Below are 14367 nucleotides of genomic sequence, written 5' to 3'. Positions count from 1 at the left end.
ATCTCCCTGGGCAGACTCGGCGAACACTCAGGCCACGATGGGACGCGCGAAGGCGAGGCTGCCGGTGAAGATCTCCTCCACCTGGGCGTCGGAAAGCCCGTGCCAGCCGTGGTCGGCACCGGGCACTGTCCGCAACTCGACGGGTGCCCGGGCTCCCTCCAGTGCCGCGGCGAGCGATCGGCTGTGCGAGCAGTGCACCATGGTGTCCTGCTCGCCATGAACGAGGAGGAACGGCGGCGCGCCGGAGTGGACATGGGCGAGGGGGCTGGCCGCCCGGGCGCGCTCCGGGGCGGCCGACGGGGCCGCGCCGAGCATGAGTGCCTCGGCGGTGGCGGCGTCTTCGGGGGCGAAGCAGCCTCGTGCGGCGGTCAGGTCGCTCGGTGCGTACCAGATCACGGCGCCGGCCAGGGGCGGGTCGGCGTGGGTCAGGGCGAGGAGCGAGGCGAGGTGTCCGCCGGCGGACTCTCCCCACGCCACCGTGCGCGCGGTGTCGATGCCGAGTTCCGCGGACCGCAGGGTGAGCCAGCGCAGTGCGGCGCGTAGATCGTCCAGCGGGGCGGGGAAGGTGGCCTCACCGCTGAGCCGGTAGTCGACGCAGGCGACGGCGAGACGGGCGGCCGCGATGCGAGCGAAGGGTCCGGGGCGCCAGTGGCGCGTGCGCAGCCCCATGTCGTCCCGCCGACCTCGTCGCCAGGCGCCGCCGTGCACGAACAGCACCAGAGGAAAGGGGCCGGCCCGGTCGTCCGAGGGCAGCCACAGGTCGAGTTCCAGGGGGCGGCTGCCCTCGACATCGGCGTAGGGGACGCCGCGCAGTTCTCGTACGCCGGGCCCGCTCGGTGTGCCGGGCGGTAGGGGAGCGTGGTCGGGGTGGGGCGCGGTGATCAGTTCCCGCAGCGAGGGCCCGGTCGCCGTCATCGGGTCCGCCACTGGTGGTCGGGCAGGAAGCGTACGTCGTACTGCTCGGGGACACTGACGAACGTGTGGGGTGCCGGAACGACCGGCTCGTGCGGCAGGCCGAGTTGCTCGGCAGGTGCGCCGAAATTCTCGAAGAACCGCTCGAAGGTGCCTCCCGGGCCGGCCGCGACGCCGACGACCTGACTGTGGTGGCGCTCCATGCGGTAGGCATGGCGGCAGTTCTTGGGTACGAAGCCGAAGTCGCCGGGCGTGAGCAGCTTCTCCTGCTGGTTGCCCTCGGTGTCCTCGACGAACAGCCGGACCGCGCCCTGGGTGATGTAGAAGACCTCGTGGGTGTCGGTGTGCAGGTGGGCCGGGACGAGGTCGCCCTTGGGGCCCTCGACGGTGAAGAAGTTGAAGGTGTTCTCGGTCTGCTCCCCTCCCGCGTAGATGGTGATCAGGTCGCCGAACAGGTGGGCGCGGTCTCCCTCTCCCTTCTCGATGAAGTAGGGCTTGCCCGGCTCCGCGGGTATCCGTGATGCCTGCCGGTAGCGGGTGGCGTACTCGATGGTCATGTGTCCTCCGGTGCTCGGACTCCGCCACTAACGTCAGGTAGCCTGACATGAAAGAGTCTCGACAATCAAGCGTTGGATGACGAGCCCGGCCCATGGTGAGGAACAGATGCAGTCCACCCGCCGTAACCTTCCCCAGTTGCTCGGCGACGCCCGGCGCTGGTTCGAAGAAGGTCTGCTGGGGGCCCTGGAAGCAGCCGGAGCCACGCCGGTGTCCCCGACGCAGGCCCAGCTCTTCGCCGTGTTGGACGACCAGGGCACCACGGTCTCCGAGCTGGCCCGGCGCATGGGCGTCACACGGCAGACCGCGCACCAGGCCGTGCACGGCCTCGTCGCCACCGGGCTGCTCGAACAAGTCCCGGACCCCGCCTCCGCCCGACAGCGCTTGATCCGCCGCACCAGTGAAGGAGAACGCGCACACCGTCAGGCCGGCATCATCCTCGACCGGCTGGAAGTCCAACTCGCCGAGCGGATCGGCCAGAAGGCGGTCGATGCCCTGCGGGCAACGCTGGAAACCCCGTGGGGCCGGCCGCCCACCCCGGGCTCGGAGTGAGCCCGCCAGGACGACCCCCGCGGAGTCAGGCCCCGGGCACGGCGACCGGCTGGAAGCTCCAACTGTTTTCCATGGTTCTCGAAGACGACGGGTGCTCGCGGCAGGGAAGGACGCCGCCGCCCGCGGCCTGGACTTCAACCGGTACGTGGAGCGCCTGATCGCCGAAGACACCACATGCGCCCGGGCCGCCGGCATGGCAGCGGCACAGCGACTCATCGACATCGACGCCCACGGCGACTTCCTCGCCGACTTGGAAGCCGCCCTCGACGATCAGCGAGCCCCAGCCCGGAAGCCCCGGGGCGCCGCTGCGTGAGCATGTCCCTGCACGTCGACCTGTCCTGGACCCTGGAAGTCTGTACAAGGGCGGGGGCCCGGGCGTAGGGCCCTCCGTACACGGGCTGCTCGAGGGAACGGTGACCGTGGCCTCGCTCCGCCTGTGGCTCCGCTCGTGACCCGTCAGCAGCCCTGTTAAGGAACGTCCTGGCCGATCGCCCGGATCACGTCGGCAAGCCACACCAAGTGGTGACCCACGGCTCGATCCTGATGAGCAAGCACATCCTCAAGATGCTGCCATGACTCCGAAAGCTGCCCGATCGTGAGGGCCTGGGGCTCGGCGCCGATGTTGTACAGCTCGTCGGCCGAGACTGACCAGAAGAGGTCTTCCTTGAGTGTCACGGTGGGTCCGGCTGACGCTTCAATGTGCCGAAGCGCCACGTCCAAAGCACGACGAAGCTGATCGATAGGGATCTGCAGGGGTTCGGTGGCCATGGGCGCCATCTTTACTCAGTCACGCCGGCCACGACTCATCGGACAGGTCCTGGTCCTACCCCGACCGCGAGATCGCGACGGCGCACATCGTGATCGGAGAGATCGACATTTTCCCGGACACCGACTGCAGGACCGCACTCCCCGGCCCTGGGGGTGAAGAGAAGGGTGTCCCGCTGGGCCCCTTGGGCCGGTCGCTCGCCGGGCAGCGCCGGTCTGACCCGCACAAGCGGCTGCGCGAGCCCGACCGGCTGAAGGACTCCGACTTCGTCCAGAGACACCAGCCCGACGCGGGGCGCTGGCGTACGGCGTTGGACGCCCGTCCCGTCGGCAGGAACGGATTCGGGAGGCTCGAGCGCGCCGAGGAGCATCATGACCGCCTGGCCTCATCGCCGGTGAGCAGCTTCTGGCCGGCGTCGGTGGCCGACGCTGCGACGGCACAACCTGGCCGGAAAGCACCCGGCCTCGCTCGAGAAGGTGAATCAGGGAGCGAACCGTGTCGAGACCGCGGTCAGGCGCAGTTGGGGAGACATGCAGAGGATTCCCCACGTCAATGCGACGGTCGTAAGGGCGGCTGCCGCCGTTCTGTCGGCGGCTGCGCCGGCTGCCGCTCCGCACCCGGCGACACGTCCGGATATCGCCAAGCGACCGGTCGCCCTGATCACTGGCGCGGCCGGTGGCATCGGCTTCGCCATCGCTCGGGAGCTGGCAGTCAGGGGGGTCCACGTTGCCCTGGCCGACATCGACAGCCGGGCTGTCACCGCGGCGCAGCGCGGGGACAGTCGGCTGGCGGCCTGCCGGGCCGTAGCCCTGGACGTGACCGACCGCACCGCCTTCACACACGCCGTGGACCAGGCCGAAGAGGAATGGGGCCCCTTGGACGTGCTGGTGAACTGTGCCGGGATCATCCCCTCCGGTCCCTTCCACACCATGGCGCCTGAATCGCTCGACCACCTCGCTGCCGTCAACATCCTCGGAGTCATCAACGGCTGTCGCACTGTTGTGCCGCGCATGCTTGTACGCGGCCGCGGCCGGATCCTCAATGTCTCCAGCCTGACCGCCCTCAAACCGCTGAGCGGCTTGGCCGCCTACAGCGCCAGCAAAGCTGCGGTCCTGGCGCTGTCCGAGGGCCTGCGTCGGGAACTGCGCGACACCGGGGTGCGTGCCCAGGTGCTCCTTCCCTATTTGACGAACACCCGGGCCGGGGCCGGACTGGTGTCCCTGCCCGGCCTGAAACCGCTGGAACCGGAGCGGATCGCCCGCACTGCCGTCGCACTCCTGAGTAGCCGCCGCGCCCGCGCCTGCGTCCCCCCAGGCGTCGGACCCCTGCTGGCCGCCCAGGCGCTGCTCCCGGTCGCGGTCCGCGACCGCATCGACGACCTGCTGCGGTGCGACCGCCTCGCCGCCGACCCCGGCCACCCCCGCCGCGTCGGCTACGAAGCCCTCCTCGCCGCTGCCGCCCCGCCCCCACACCGGCAGGAGGGACGGTGAAGGCCGCCTGGCAGCGTCTGCTGATCCTGATCGGCCCCTACCCGTGGGCCGCCGCCATCGGCCGCCGCACGGCCCACGCCGACGCACTGCTACGCCGCTGGAGCCGGGGCCGGATCGGCCTGATCAGCGTCCACGGCATGACACCGTTCCTGCTGACCACCACCGGCCGCACCAGCGGGCTGCCCCGGACCAGCGCACTGCTCTGCGTCCTCGACGGGCCCGACCTCATCGTGGCCGGCTCCAACTTCGGCCGGCCCCATCATCCGCACTGGTCGGCGAACCTCGTCGCCTGCCCCGCCGCGCGGGTGCAGATCCGCGGTGTCGCGCACCGGGCACGCGCCTGCCTGGTCACCGACACCGCCGAACACCACCGACTGTGGACCCTGCTGGTCGCGGCCTGCCCCACCTATGACACCTACGCGGCCCGCACCCCGCGCCGCATCCGGATCTTCCGGCTGAGCCCGGTGTCGAACCGCGCAACCCGCAGCACGTGCTGCCCGAAGCCGGACCATCCGGCAACATCCGACTGACACCCGGCCGGGCCCTGCCTCCCTCTCCCAGGCCCGGATGCGCCTACGCGCCTGGGGGCGGGGACGCCGGAAAGGTCAGCGTGTCCACGGACCGTGCGACATGCGCGTGAGTGGACTTCCTTCTGACCTCCTTGCTGGCGGACAGTTCATGTGTCCGCGGAGAGGGAGATCAGCTGTCTGCAGAAGGGGAGTTGTCCTGTCCGCCTACAAGGATCTTGCGCTCTCCGCTCTCGCAGCGGCCGAGCGAAGCGGTCGAGTTCCCACCGACCGCCCGCCGCCCGCTCGCACCACGCATGCCTATCGGCGGGCGAACAGTTCCCCTCCCTCGGACGAACCCTGGTAACAGCGGACGTGGTGGTTCGTTAGGGCCAGGCATGACGAGCGACGTTCATGGAGCAGCACCGTTGACAACCGAGGCGCGGAAGGTGCCGCGGGCGCCGGGCGGCAGGGGTCCGCTCAGCCATCTCGGCTTCTCAGGCCTGTATCGGGGAGCCGAACCCGTCCTGGCTCGGCTACGCTCGGCGGGACCACTGGTCCGGATCCGTAAAGCCCTGTACCTGGTCAACGACCCGGACCTGATGCGGACCGTTCTCACCGACACGACGGGCCGGTTCGCGCACTGGAGCGCCGCTGCCGAACTGAATGATGTCTTCGGCCACGGACTGGTGGCACTCGGACCCGATGCCTACAGGCAGCGGCGCGCCCGGATGCTACCGGCGTTCACCTCAAGTCCCGCCAAGGACGCCGGTCCGATGATCTACAGGATCGTGTCGGACTTCGCGGCCTCGCTCCCCGAGGACCGCCCGGTCGACGTAGCCGCGGCGATGACCCGCCTGACAGCGAAACTGATCACCCACTGCCTGCTTCGGGCCCCTGTGGCCGACGACGTGCTCGACCTGGCGGCACGCTGGGAGCCCGCAGTGTCGCAAGTGATCATCTGCCGGTTGCTGATGCCCTCGTGGGCCCTGAACCTACCGACGCCCCAGAGGCGGAGGTTCCGCCGCGCACTCGCGGCCAGAGCGGAAGTGGCGCTGCGGACCCTGGAGGCACACCGACCGCCCGACGACGGAGAGGACGTACTGTCCCTTCTGGGGAACACCAGCTGTCCGACAGCTCGCCGCGGGGCGGTATCACGGGAGGCACTTCTCGCCGAGATCAGCACCCTGGTCTTCGGCGGACTGGAAGGGACCGTGGCCACGCTCGCCTGGGCCTGTCACGAACTGGCGTCCCACCCGGACATCGAAGAAGCCGTCCTGCACGAGGCCGATGCCCTCGCCGCAGCCGGCGGCCTGCGCCCCGGTCACGTCTGGGCCGACGTCCTCCCGGCCACTGGACGCTTCATCCAGGAGGTCGAACGCGTCCATCCCCCCACGGCCCTCATGCGGGACGTACGCCGCCCCACCGTCCTGGGCGGTTTCCACCTCCCGGAGGGAGCCAGGCTCTGCATGCCGCTGCGCGAAGTCCACCACGACCCCGGCCTCATCACCGACCCAGGCCTCTTCGACCCGGACCGATGGCTGCCGGAGAACGTGGAGGCCTCCGCCTGCCGTGCGGTCACGCCCTTCGGGCTGCCACCCAGGCGTTGCATCGCCGCGCCCCTGGCGACTGTCCTCGTTCCCGTCGCCATTGCCGCCATGGCCGCCCAGCGGCGCTTCCGCCCCGCACACCCCGGCCGCGCACCCCGTACCGGGCTTCGTGTCATCGCCCATCCCGTACGGCTGATGATGTTCCCCCAGCCCCTGCCGACCACCCGGGCCGTCCTCGCCGGCGCGGGAGACCACCCCACTCAGCAGGTGAACGGCACACTCAGGTGAAGGAGCAGGGCACAGGCCACCCCAAGCACCCCGGTGTTCGCGAGTCCCGACCGCCGACGCCGACGCCGGATCGTGTCCGGTGTGCGGTTGTCTCGTTGAGCTGTTCCGTGCGAAGTGGATCACGCGTGGACCAGAAGTGGAGCAGGCCAGGGCCGCCACTGGCCATGGAGCAGGTATGGAAGTCCTACGGGCGGCGAACCGTGCTGCGCGGAGTGGACGTGGTGGTCGAGCCCGGCTCTCTGGTCGGCGTGGTCGGTGAGAACGGTGCCGGCAAGACCACCCTGTTGCGCACGATGGTGGGCGAGCTGGCACCGGACCGTGGGGCGGTACACCGGCAGGGCGAGGTGGGGTACTGCCCGCAGGACACGGTGGTCAACCCGCTGCTGAACGTGGCACAGCACCTCGAACTCTTCCGTATGGCCTACCGGTTGCCCGACGTGGAGAGGGCGCGGACGCTCCTGGGAATGCTCGGTTGCGAGGGTGTGATGGAGCAGAGGGCCGGGACGCTGTCGGGCGGGACCCGGCAGAAACTCAACCTGGTACTCGCGCTGATGCACCAGCCGACCCTGCTGGTCCTGGACGAGCCGTACCAGGGTTTCGACTGGGACACCCATCAACGGTTCTGGCGCCTCGCGCGCCGGCTACGCGACGGAGGGCAGGCTGTCGTCGTGGTCTCGCACCTCGTCCACGACCTCCGGCACTTCGACACGGTCTACGAACTGCGCGACGGACTGCTGACCGAGGGGGTGCGCGCCACGTGAACCTGTACGGCGCGTCCTTTACGACGGCCCTGCGCTTCGCGCTGGCAGCCCACGTCCGCAACCGCCTTGCGCTGGTGCTCGCAGTGCTCTTCCCGCTTCTGTGGATCGTCCTGACACGGACATACGGCTACCACGTCACTCTCCGCTTCCAGGTGTTCCCGGTCGGCGGCTACATCGAGGCCGACAACAACCACACCACCCAGGTCAACAGCGCGATGAACGCGGTCACGGTGATCGCCGGATTCACGGCGTTCATGGAAGCACTCACATCCGGGCCGCTGGACCGGCGCCTGGTCCTGGCCGGCTACCGACGGAGCCACCTGATGACCGCGAAGGTGGCTGCACTGGTCGTCATCGCCGCGGTGCTCGCGGCATACACGGCCGCACTACTTCACCTGTCTTTCCACCAGCAGCAGTTCGCGGCTCTCACGCTGGCCTTCTTCACGGCGAACCTCGCGTTCGGCGGGATCGGGATCATGCTGGGCACGCTCCTGCGGGGTGAACTGGAGGGCTTCTTCGCGATCATCATGATCAGCATCATCGACAACGGGCTGCAAAACCCGGGCATGAACCCACCGGCCGACCAGCCGGGCCTGCCACTCCTCCCACTGCACGGACCGTCCCAGGCCGCCTACGCCGCAGCGTTCACCGAAGCGTGGCCGGGCGCATACGCAGCCCGGGCACTGGTCTGGTTCTCGCTGACCGCGACCGCAGGACTGCTCATCTTCTTCCTGCGCACACGCTCCTATCACCGCGGCCGACGCAACACACCGGCACAGTTCCCGGCGCAGGCCGCGAGCAGCGGGGAAGCCGCCGACCCCGCTGCCGAACCCCCGGGCCAGGCGCTGAAGGACAGCGGACGATGACGGGGCCGTCGGCAACAACGTCAGACCCGAGCACCTCACTCGCACCATGCGCAGGCGCGCTACGCACCGAGCAGATGGAGACGCAGATGTCCGCCGGACAACAAGGCGAAGTCACCACCTCGGAGACGATCACGCCGCCAGACCGCCAGAACACCCCCGCCACACGCTCCGACACCCCGCAAGCCATCCGACTTCCCGACCCCCACCGGCACAGCGTCACCGTGAGCGCGCCGTGCGAGGCACTCGGCGACCGGTCCGGACGCACACCGCAGTGGCTGGAACGGGACATCGACCACCTGTACCCGGCGCTGCCGCACCCCGAGGCAACCGGAGACCTCCTGGCGTCGGCGAGGACGCAGACCCTTCTCCCCGGGACCGCACAACGCCTCCAGCCCCGACTCCACGCGGCGCTCATCGCACCCGTACGCCACACCGTCGATCACGGCGGACGTCGCTGGCGGCCGAGGCTCGCTGCCGGCGTGATCGACGCACTGGGCGTCGACAGCCGCCCCTACGGCGCCCTGTGGGCGGCCTGCGAACTCCTCCACACCGGCTCACTGATCATCGACGACATCCAGGACGCAGCCACACTGCGCCGCGGACATCCCAGCGCCCACCTCGTCCACGGCACCGCCACCGCCATCAACGCCGGCACCACCGCCTACTTCACCATGCACCGGGCCATCCGCCGGACCCTGCCCGATGACCCCTCCCTGCGCGCCGCCGTGTACGACGCGTACCTCGACGCCCTGCAGGCCGCGCACACCGGACAGGCGCTCGACCTGCAAGGACACCACGAGGAAATGGCCACCGCGCTGGAGACGGGGGACACCCGAGTCCTGAGGCAACTGGTCACACTCACCCATCAACTCAAGTCGGGGGCGCCCGTCGCCGCGGCGTTCCGCATCGCAGCCCTGGTCGCCGCAGCCGACCCCGAACAATGCGACGCACTGGCCGCCCTGGGCGCAGCCGTCGGCACCGCCTACCAGATCGCGGACGACGTCGCCGACCTGCGAGGCGTCACAAGCCAGGACGCCTTGACCAAGCGCGTGGCCGAAGACCTCCTCAACGCCAAGGTCACCTACCCCCTCATCCACGCCGTCACGTACCTGCCCCGCGACGAAGCCCGCCATCTCTGGCACCAGGTCCGCTCGGGTCTGGACCGCGACGGCGCGGCTCGCGCCGCACGCCGCATCACCGACTGTGGAGCCCTCGAGCAGTGTGCGCAGGAGGCTGACCAGATGGTCCGCGGCGCATGGGCAACCGCTTCAGCCGTCCTCGCCTCCTCACCGGCGGTGCAGACCCTGGGCAGGCTCTGCACCGAGGTCCTGCGCCCCCGCATCGCGTGACTGCGGGGCGAGCCGAGAAGGGCGCCTCCCGACGCTTGTTGGCGGGATCGCCCAGGACGAGCAGGCCTACCCCCGGAACCCATCCGCTTCAGGGATCCACCGGTCGTTGCTGTAGGCGCTGGTCCGGCGCGTGGTGGGATGCCCGTCGAATTCGTCGACCACGGCGAGGGAGGCCGTCTCGGTGGACGACGCGGTCGCGGTTCGGCCGTAGGCGAGGTCGACCGAGTCGGGGTCGGGCTCGGACGCCGGGCCGTAGGCCGGTAGTGCCCGCCGGATAGCGGCACCGCTCCGCTGGAACCGCGAGGCTCGGATACCGCCCGCCGTTCTTCGACGCGGACGTGCACACCTGTCACCATTCGCCGATGTCGAAGTTGGCCGCGACGGGCATGACATTGTCGTCGAACACAAGGACCAGGTAGGTGCCGAAGTCGACCAGTCGGTCGTAGAGACGCTCGGCGAGCTGATAGGTCTCCACCGTGTCGGACCGGGACCGCGCGGTCAGCGTGGCCGGAACGAATTCGAGGGGAGGACCAGGGTCCGGCTCGCCTACGTACAAGCTCACGGTCACATCGTCGCTCAGGAAGCCGTAAAGGCGGCCGCCGTCCTTCTGGGTGACGCCGGGGGCCTGCCCGGGGGCCACGTCCAGGATGACCCCGACGTCCTGCCAGAGCCGGTCTCCGAAGCCGATGGTGTCCCACGGCCCGGCAGTGGGGCCGACCCGGAACTCGAAGTCCCGATCGCTGGAGCGGACCTGGCAGGGCCCGAAGGCTCGATCCCAGGCCGGAGGATGAGCCCGTACGTCTCTGGGCTCGTGCGAACGGCTTTCTCGTAAGTGACCGCGGACGTATTCCCGCAGCCGTCCGTGAGGCTTACGAAGCACCACGCTGAACGCCGGGTCCGGCGGTGCCGGTCACAGCCGGTCGTTGATCGCGGCGATGAGGATTGTCGCCTCATAGCGGACTGCGTTGCCGACCCTCATGCGCCATGCGGCTCACCAGTCAGGCTGCGGTCGACAAGACTGCTTTTGGTGAACCCCCTGCCACCGTCGCCCCGCCGCACCCTGCGCCAGTACCGGACCTGCGCGCCGGTGACACCGTCCTCGGCTATGAGGGTATGCACGCCCTGGTCGTCGACCGGGGTTCTGTCCGGCGGCGCGTCAACGTACGTCAACAGCACGATGGAAACCGCCCGCGATCTCATCCGGCACTCCTCCTACCGGTACGAGTTCGCCACCGTCGCCGTCACTCACTCCCCGTTCGCCCTGGAGCCGCGTCCTCGCCGAGCGTCTTGCCATCGCCAGACCGCTCCAGGACCTCATCGAGCGGGCCACCGACGCAGGACTCATCGCTGAACGTGCTGATGGTGGTGGGCCCATCCCAGCGGGTGCGGGGAGCAGGTCCCGGAGTACATCAGGACGGAGGCGGACTGGGTTGCCACCAACTTGAAGTTGCAGGTGTATGTCGACCTCCGGCAGCAGGGCGGATTCGCACCTGGGACCATGAGCGGATGTCCGAGGAACCGAACCCGATGTCTAGCCTGTGGCCGCTCGTGCCGCCTGGGGCTACCGACTGGCTGCTGGAGCTGTGTGGCGACGGCCTGACCGGGTTCATGCCTCCAGCGATGCCTGACGCGGTGTGGGTGCTCAATGCCATGTACGAGCACGAGCAGGGATCTACCGACGTGTCGTACGACGAGTACCACCAGGCAGGTCTCGCCGACGGGAGTACCCAGCCCCACATGGTCGGAGGCCTCGACCTCAACGCCGTGGGCATCGCCACGGGGGGAGGTCTGGGCCGTGCCCGGCACCCCGGCCCTGGCTGGCGGCGGCTGCGATGGACCGAGCTTGCCCGGCGCACCGGCGACCCGATAGTGCGCGACGGGCGGATGCCTTCCTACCGCTGCTTCCCTTCGGCCAAGAAGGAGGGCAGCTGGCCGCTGAGCATGATTCCGCCGACCGAAGGAAGCCTGGACCGGGATACCTGGACCCGGCTGATCGCCATCCTCACCCAGTACAGCCCCGCAGGCCCGGACACCCGCTGCCTTGCCTACTACAACCCGCTGACGCTCGGAGCCACTGACTTCGACAACCTCCACGTGCGTGCGGGCCGGCTCGGCGACGCCGAGATCCTTTACGACCAGGCCGAAGCAGACTTCAGCCCCTCCAATCTCTGGGCCGATGACCGCTCGTGGGTCCTATGCACCGACTACGACCTGTGGGCCACCAAGGTCGTCGGTTCACCAGCCCTCATCAACGCACTGCTGAACGACTCCGAGATCGAGGCGGTTCGCCTGCCTTGGGCACACTGAGCGTTTTCAGCTTCGCCATTCCAGGGTGACGCCGTGGGTCTCGCTTGACATGCGCACACGCACGAACGACATCCTCCCTACCGGGAGGTCCTGAACCGCGTCCAGCGTGTTCTCGTCGACATCGCTGTAGAGCGCCATGTCCCCGGCCAGGCCGTCCGCGTCAATCCGTGCCTTCACTGTCCAGACCTCGAGCGTGTCGTCGAACTCGGAGGCTCCGACAGGGTGTTCCTGGTCGTAGGAACACTGATGAGCGAAGGTCAGCCGACGCCGCATGGCCTCGGTGAGCGCAGTGGACACCTGGTCAGCGTAGATGCCGCTGCCTGCCGCGCGGCCTCGCAAGGGGATCACACCCGCCCCACGGGTATCGAGAGTGCTTCCGACGGAACACGACAGGGGCCCGGCACAGCCGGGCCCCTGTCTTTCGTAGCGGGGACAGGATTTGAACCTGCGACCTCTGGGTTATGAGCCCAGCGAGCTACCGAGCTGCTCCACCCCGCGTCGGTGATGCCACTCTACACACAGCTCCTGAGGCCACCGCCACCGCGGACCTCAGCCGCGGACGATGTTCTCGGCCTGGGGGTCCTGCTGGCCCTGCGTGACGTCGAAGGTGACCGCCTCCCCCTCATCCAGATCCCGGTACCCGTTACCGGAAATACTGGAGTAGTGACTGCCGCTGCTGCGGTTGCTGAACAGCGACACGGTGGCGGTGGCGTGGCGAGGAGTTCGGCCAAGGCTTCGGCGTCGACACCGATGATCCCGATCCCTCGATCGCGACCATCAGCGACCACGGCCAGCACCCCGGGGGGTCACCCGGGGGCTCCGTCAGAGGTCCTCGAGGCTGGTCAGCAGGGAGAGCGCCTTGTCCTTGTCCAGCGGCCCTTCGTCCGCTCCGCCGGTCAGGAGAACGGCCCGCTCAGTGGTCGGACGACAGGGCGCGCCAGCGCAGGACCGGTTCGAGTGCGTGGAGGGCGCCGGAGAGGAACCAGGCCATGCGGCCGTGTGTGCGTGCGTGGGCGATGGCAGCGCGGGACGGGTACGGGGCGCCGGCGCCACGACGGGCACCGGTGCCCGGCTGTTGGGGGGCGGCCCCGATCTCCTGTGTGGCATCGGGGCCGCGGACCGGACTGGTCCGGCCGGACCCGTACACGCGTCAGCAGGGCCAACGTCCCCACCCCGCCAAGGACACGCACCACGTCAACCTGGTACGCGCGCTGCTCTCCTCGCGTACGCGGATGGTGCGGGTGCCGGCCCCGCGCCGGACATCGCCAGGGCGAGGACGCCGACCGGGGCCACGCGGAGCGAGCAGCACCATCAGGACGTGCACCACGCCTGCCCTCACAGCCGGTCGAGGACGCCGCCCGGCGCTGTGCGGCGTCTGAGAGCCGAACGCCGCCCGCCCTCACCCAAGGGGTGAGGGCGGGCGGTGGCGCTCAGAACGGCGCAGAGGCCGCTTGCAGGATCGGCGCTGAACTCAGCCGTTGGCCTGGTCTACCGCGGGCTTGATCGTATTGGCCTGGTCGACCATGTCCTGTGTGACGGTCCCACCCGGACCGGCGGAGATCACGTCGTTGACGAGGCTGGAGACGGCGGAGGTGACCGAGCCGACGGTGTCGCCGAGGTGGCCGGGAAGATTGCCTCCGCCGAGGCCAGACAGATCGGGCATGGGGGTCGTTCCTTTCGCTGTGGTGGTACGTGCCATCTCACCTGGAGCGGCACGGTTGGTCTTTCGGGTCCTACCCCGCAGACCCCTGCGTCGGTATGCCGAGCAGAGTTGCCACCCGTAAGGAGGGGCGCGTCTGTCCCGGACACGCGACGGCGCACTCCCGGCGCGCGCCACCGACTTATCGTGCGCTTGGCCAGATGGCGGGGCGGGGGCGCGGGCGTTCCTGGGTCCTCGCGCTCCGGGGGGTTGGTCAGCCAGCCCTTTCGGTGGGCGCCAGCGGGCCCGGAGAGACGCGCCCGATCATGCGCCGAGTTCACTCCGGAGTGCGCTCGACTGGTCGGACGAAGTGGCGTCGCGGGGAGCAGTTGGTGGGGAAAGGGCCGAAGGGCAGGGGGGAGCAACGAAGGCGAATGGTTCGCCTGGGGCCCGCCGGTGGGTGAGTGCACTCCAAGGTCAGCGCCTCACTCACCGTTGAGCTGGGCTACGAAACCTCGACCTCCGTCACCGTGATGCAGGAGAACGAGGTCGGGGTCAAAACCGGAGCCGCGGCCGGCGCGGTGACCGCCCTGTATGCCGAGCATCACGCGATCAAGGTGCTGCGCTCGGACGGCACCGAGGCTTCGGACAACATTGGTGTCGGCTTCGAGGCCGGCCGTCGCTATGCCGCCTGCCAGTACCCCCCCCGGCGGCCGAAGAGCCGTGGAGCCACCTGGACATCCCGCTGATCAACGCCATGGCGGAGAGGGAGAAGGCCCCGGCCTTCCACGCCGCGATCACGGGTCCCACTGCTCGTCGGTGAGAT

General features: G+C 69.5%; 16 protein-coding genes, 1 tRNA gene and 2 pseudogenes. 11 read left to right on the top strand and 8 right to left on the bottom strand.

Features of this window, described 5'->3' with window-relative positions; all coding sequences use genetic code 11:
• Positions 1-27: 27 nt before the first annotated feature.
• Both ACIPPS_RS11140 and ACIPPS_RS11135 read right to left on the bottom strand, forming a co-directional pair.
• Positions 28-915: an alpha/beta hydrolase fold domain-containing protein gene (locus tag ACIPPS_RS11140; protein WP_401429658.1), complete on the bottom strand. Its 888-nt coding sequence runs from the start codon at positions 913-915 to the stop codon at positions 28-30.
• Positions 912-1469 carry a quercetin 2,3-dioxygenase gene (locus ACIPPS_RS11135; RefSeq protein ID WP_401429656.1) on the bottom strand — a complete coding sequence of 186 codons (558 nt, stop codon included), beginning with the start codon at positions 1467-1469 and terminating at the stop codon, positions 912-914. Before ACIPPS_RS11135 ends, ACIPPS_RS11140 begins: the two co-directional genes overlap by 4 nt.
• Before the next feature lie 106 nt (positions 1470-1575).
• On the opposite strand from ACIPPS_RS11135, the gene ACIPPS_RS11130 reads away from it, so the two are divergent.
• Both ACIPPS_RS11130 and ACIPPS_RS11125 read left to right on the top strand, forming a co-directional pair.
• Positions 1576-2019 carry a MarR family winged helix-turn-helix transcriptional regulator gene (locus tag ACIPPS_RS11130; RefSeq protein ID WP_401429654.1) on the top strand — a complete coding sequence of 148 codons (444 nt, stop codon included), beginning with the start codon at positions 1576-1578 and terminating at the stop codon, positions 2017-2019.
• A gap of 91 nt (positions 2020-2110) precedes the next feature.
• A complete protein-coding gene (locus ACIPPS_RS11125) occupies positions 2111-2332 on the top strand; it encodes a hypothetical protein (protein ID WP_401429651.1) in 222 nt (73 codons plus the stop codon).
• A gap of 155 nt (positions 2333-2487) precedes the next feature.
• On the opposite strand, the gene ACIPPS_RS11120 is transcribed toward ACIPPS_RS11125, so the two are convergent.
• On the bottom strand, positions 2488-2787 hold the full coding sequence (locus ACIPPS_RS11120; protein WP_401429649.1) for a hypothetical protein: 300 nt from the start codon (positions 2785-2787) through the stop codon (positions 2488-2490).
• Positions 2788-3315: 528 nt separating this feature from the next.
• Between ACIPPS_RS11120 and ACIPPS_RS11115 the strand changes: the two genes are divergently transcribed.
• From ACIPPS_RS11115 to ACIPPS_RS11090, 6 genes are all read left to right on the top strand, one after another.
• A complete protein-coding gene (locus ACIPPS_RS11115; RefSeq protein WP_401429647.1) occupies positions 3316-4275 on the top strand; it encodes an SDR family NAD(P)-dependent oxidoreductase in 960 nt (319 codons plus the stop codon).
• Positions 4272-4805, top strand: a complete 534-nt coding sequence (locus ACIPPS_RS11110; RefSeq protein WP_401429645.1) for a nitroreductase/quinone reductase family protein — start codon at positions 4272-4274, stop codon at positions 4803-4805. Before ACIPPS_RS11115 ends, ACIPPS_RS11110 begins: the two co-directional genes overlap by 4 nt.
• A gap of 404 nt (positions 4806-5209) precedes the next feature.
• Entirely contained in the window at positions 5210-6619 is a 1410-nt protein-coding gene (locus ACIPPS_RS11105; RefSeq protein ID WP_401429642.1) for a cytochrome P450, read from the top strand.
• A 125-nt stretch (positions 6620-6744) separates the two neighbouring features.
• Positions 6745-7380, top strand: a complete 636-nt coding sequence (locus ACIPPS_RS11100; protein ID WP_401429640.1) for an ATP-binding cassette domain-containing protein — start codon at positions 6745-6747, stop codon at positions 7378-7380.
• A complete protein-coding gene (locus tag ACIPPS_RS11095; protein ID WP_401429638.1) occupies positions 7377-8246 on the top strand; it encodes a hypothetical protein in 870 nt (289 codons plus the stop codon). Before ACIPPS_RS11100 ends, ACIPPS_RS11095 begins: the two co-directional genes overlap by 4 nt.
• Before the next feature lie 221 nt (positions 8247-8467).
• Positions 8468-9595, top strand: a complete 1128-nt coding sequence (locus tag ACIPPS_RS11090) for a polyprenyl synthetase family protein (RefSeq protein ID WP_401429636.1) — start codon at positions 8468-8470, stop codon at positions 9593-9595.
• 349 nt (positions 9596-9944) lie between these two features.
• Here ACIPPS_RS11090 and ACIPPS_RS11085 read toward each other — a convergent pair whose 3' ends face one another.
• Positions 9945-10157: a hypothetical protein gene (locus ACIPPS_RS11085; protein ID WP_401429634.1), complete on the bottom strand. Its 213-nt coding sequence runs from the start codon at positions 10155-10157 to the stop codon at positions 9945-9947.
• 137 nt (positions 10158-10294) lie between these two features.
• Here ACIPPS_RS11085 and ACIPPS_RS11080 point away from each other — a divergent pair.
• A pseudogene (locus ACIPPS_RS11080) lies at positions 10295-10483 on the top strand (histone-like nucleoid-structuring protein Lsr2); the annotation flags it as partial.
• 618 nt (positions 10484-11101) lie between these two features.
• Positions 11102-11902: a hypothetical protein gene (locus ACIPPS_RS11075; RefSeq protein ID WP_401429632.1), complete on the top strand. Its 801-nt coding sequence runs from the start codon at positions 11102-11104 to the stop codon at positions 11900-11902.
• A gap of 6 nt (positions 11903-11908) precedes the next feature.
• On the opposite strand, the gene ACIPPS_RS11070 is transcribed toward ACIPPS_RS11075, so the two are convergent.
• From ACIPPS_RS11070 to ACIPPS_RS11055, 4 genes and pseudogenes are all read right to left on the bottom strand, one after another.
• A complete protein-coding gene (locus ACIPPS_RS11070; protein ID WP_401429630.1) occupies positions 11909-12199 on the bottom strand; it encodes a hypothetical protein in 291 nt (96 codons plus the stop codon).
• 127 nt (positions 12200-12326) lie between these two features.
• A tRNA-Met gene (locus ACIPPS_RS11065) sits at positions 12327-12400 on the bottom strand.
• Between the two features lie 51 nt (positions 12401-12451).
• A pseudogene (locus ACIPPS_RS11060) lies at positions 12452-12571 on the bottom strand (cold shock domain-containing protein); the annotation flags it as partial.
• Between the two features lie 802 nt (positions 12572-13373).
• Positions 13374-13565: a hypothetical protein gene (locus tag ACIPPS_RS11055; RefSeq protein WP_401429628.1), complete on the bottom strand. Its 192-nt coding sequence runs from the start codon at positions 13563-13565 to the stop codon at positions 13374-13376.
• Between the two features lie 440 nt (positions 13566-14005).
• Here ACIPPS_RS11055 and ACIPPS_RS11050 point away from each other — a divergent pair, with 440 nt between their 5' ends.
• Positions 14006-14290: a hypothetical protein gene (locus tag ACIPPS_RS11050; protein WP_401429625.1), complete on the top strand. Its 285-nt coding sequence runs from the start codon at positions 14006-14008 to the stop codon at positions 14288-14290.
• Positions 14291-14367 lie beyond the last annotated feature (77 nt).

It is taken from the genome of Streptomyces sp. NPDC090127 (assembly GCF_044746945.1).
Lineage (GTDB): Bacteria > Actinomycetota > Actinomycetes > Streptomycetales > Streptomycetaceae > Streptomyces.
This window is presented reverse-complemented; position numbering and strand designations above follow the sequence as displayed.

Bases quoted from the DNA above. Each gene is read 5' to 3' on its own strand.
- ACIPPS_RS11140 (WP_401429658.1), bottom strand. From the start codon at position 915: ATGACGGCGACCGGGCCCTCGCTGCGGGAACTGATCACCGCGCCCCAC.
- ACIPPS_RS11135 (WP_401429656.1), bottom strand. From the start codon at position 1,469: ATGACCATCGAGTACGCCACCCGCTACCGGCAGGCATCACGGATACCC.
- ACIPPS_RS11120 (WP_401429649.1), bottom strand. From the start codon at position 2,787: ATGGCCACCGAACCCCTGCAGATCCCTATCGATCAGCTTCGTCGTGCT.
- ACIPPS_RS11130 (WP_401429654.1), top strand. From the start codon at position 1,576: ATGCAGTCCACCCGCCGTAACCTTCCCCAGTTGCTCGGCGACGCCCGG.
- ACIPPS_RS11055 (WP_401429628.1), bottom strand. From the start codon at position 13,565: ATGCCCGATCTGTCTGGCCTCGGCGGAGGCAATCTTCCCGGCCACCTC.
- ACIPPS_RS11115 (WP_401429647.1), top strand. From the start codon at position 3,316: ATGCAGAGGATTCCCCACGTCAATGCGACGGTCGTAAGGGCGGCTGCC.
- ACIPPS_RS11075 (WP_401429632.1), top strand. From the start codon at position 11,102: ATGTCCGAGGAACCGAACCCGATGTCTAGCCTGTGGCCGCTCGTGCCG.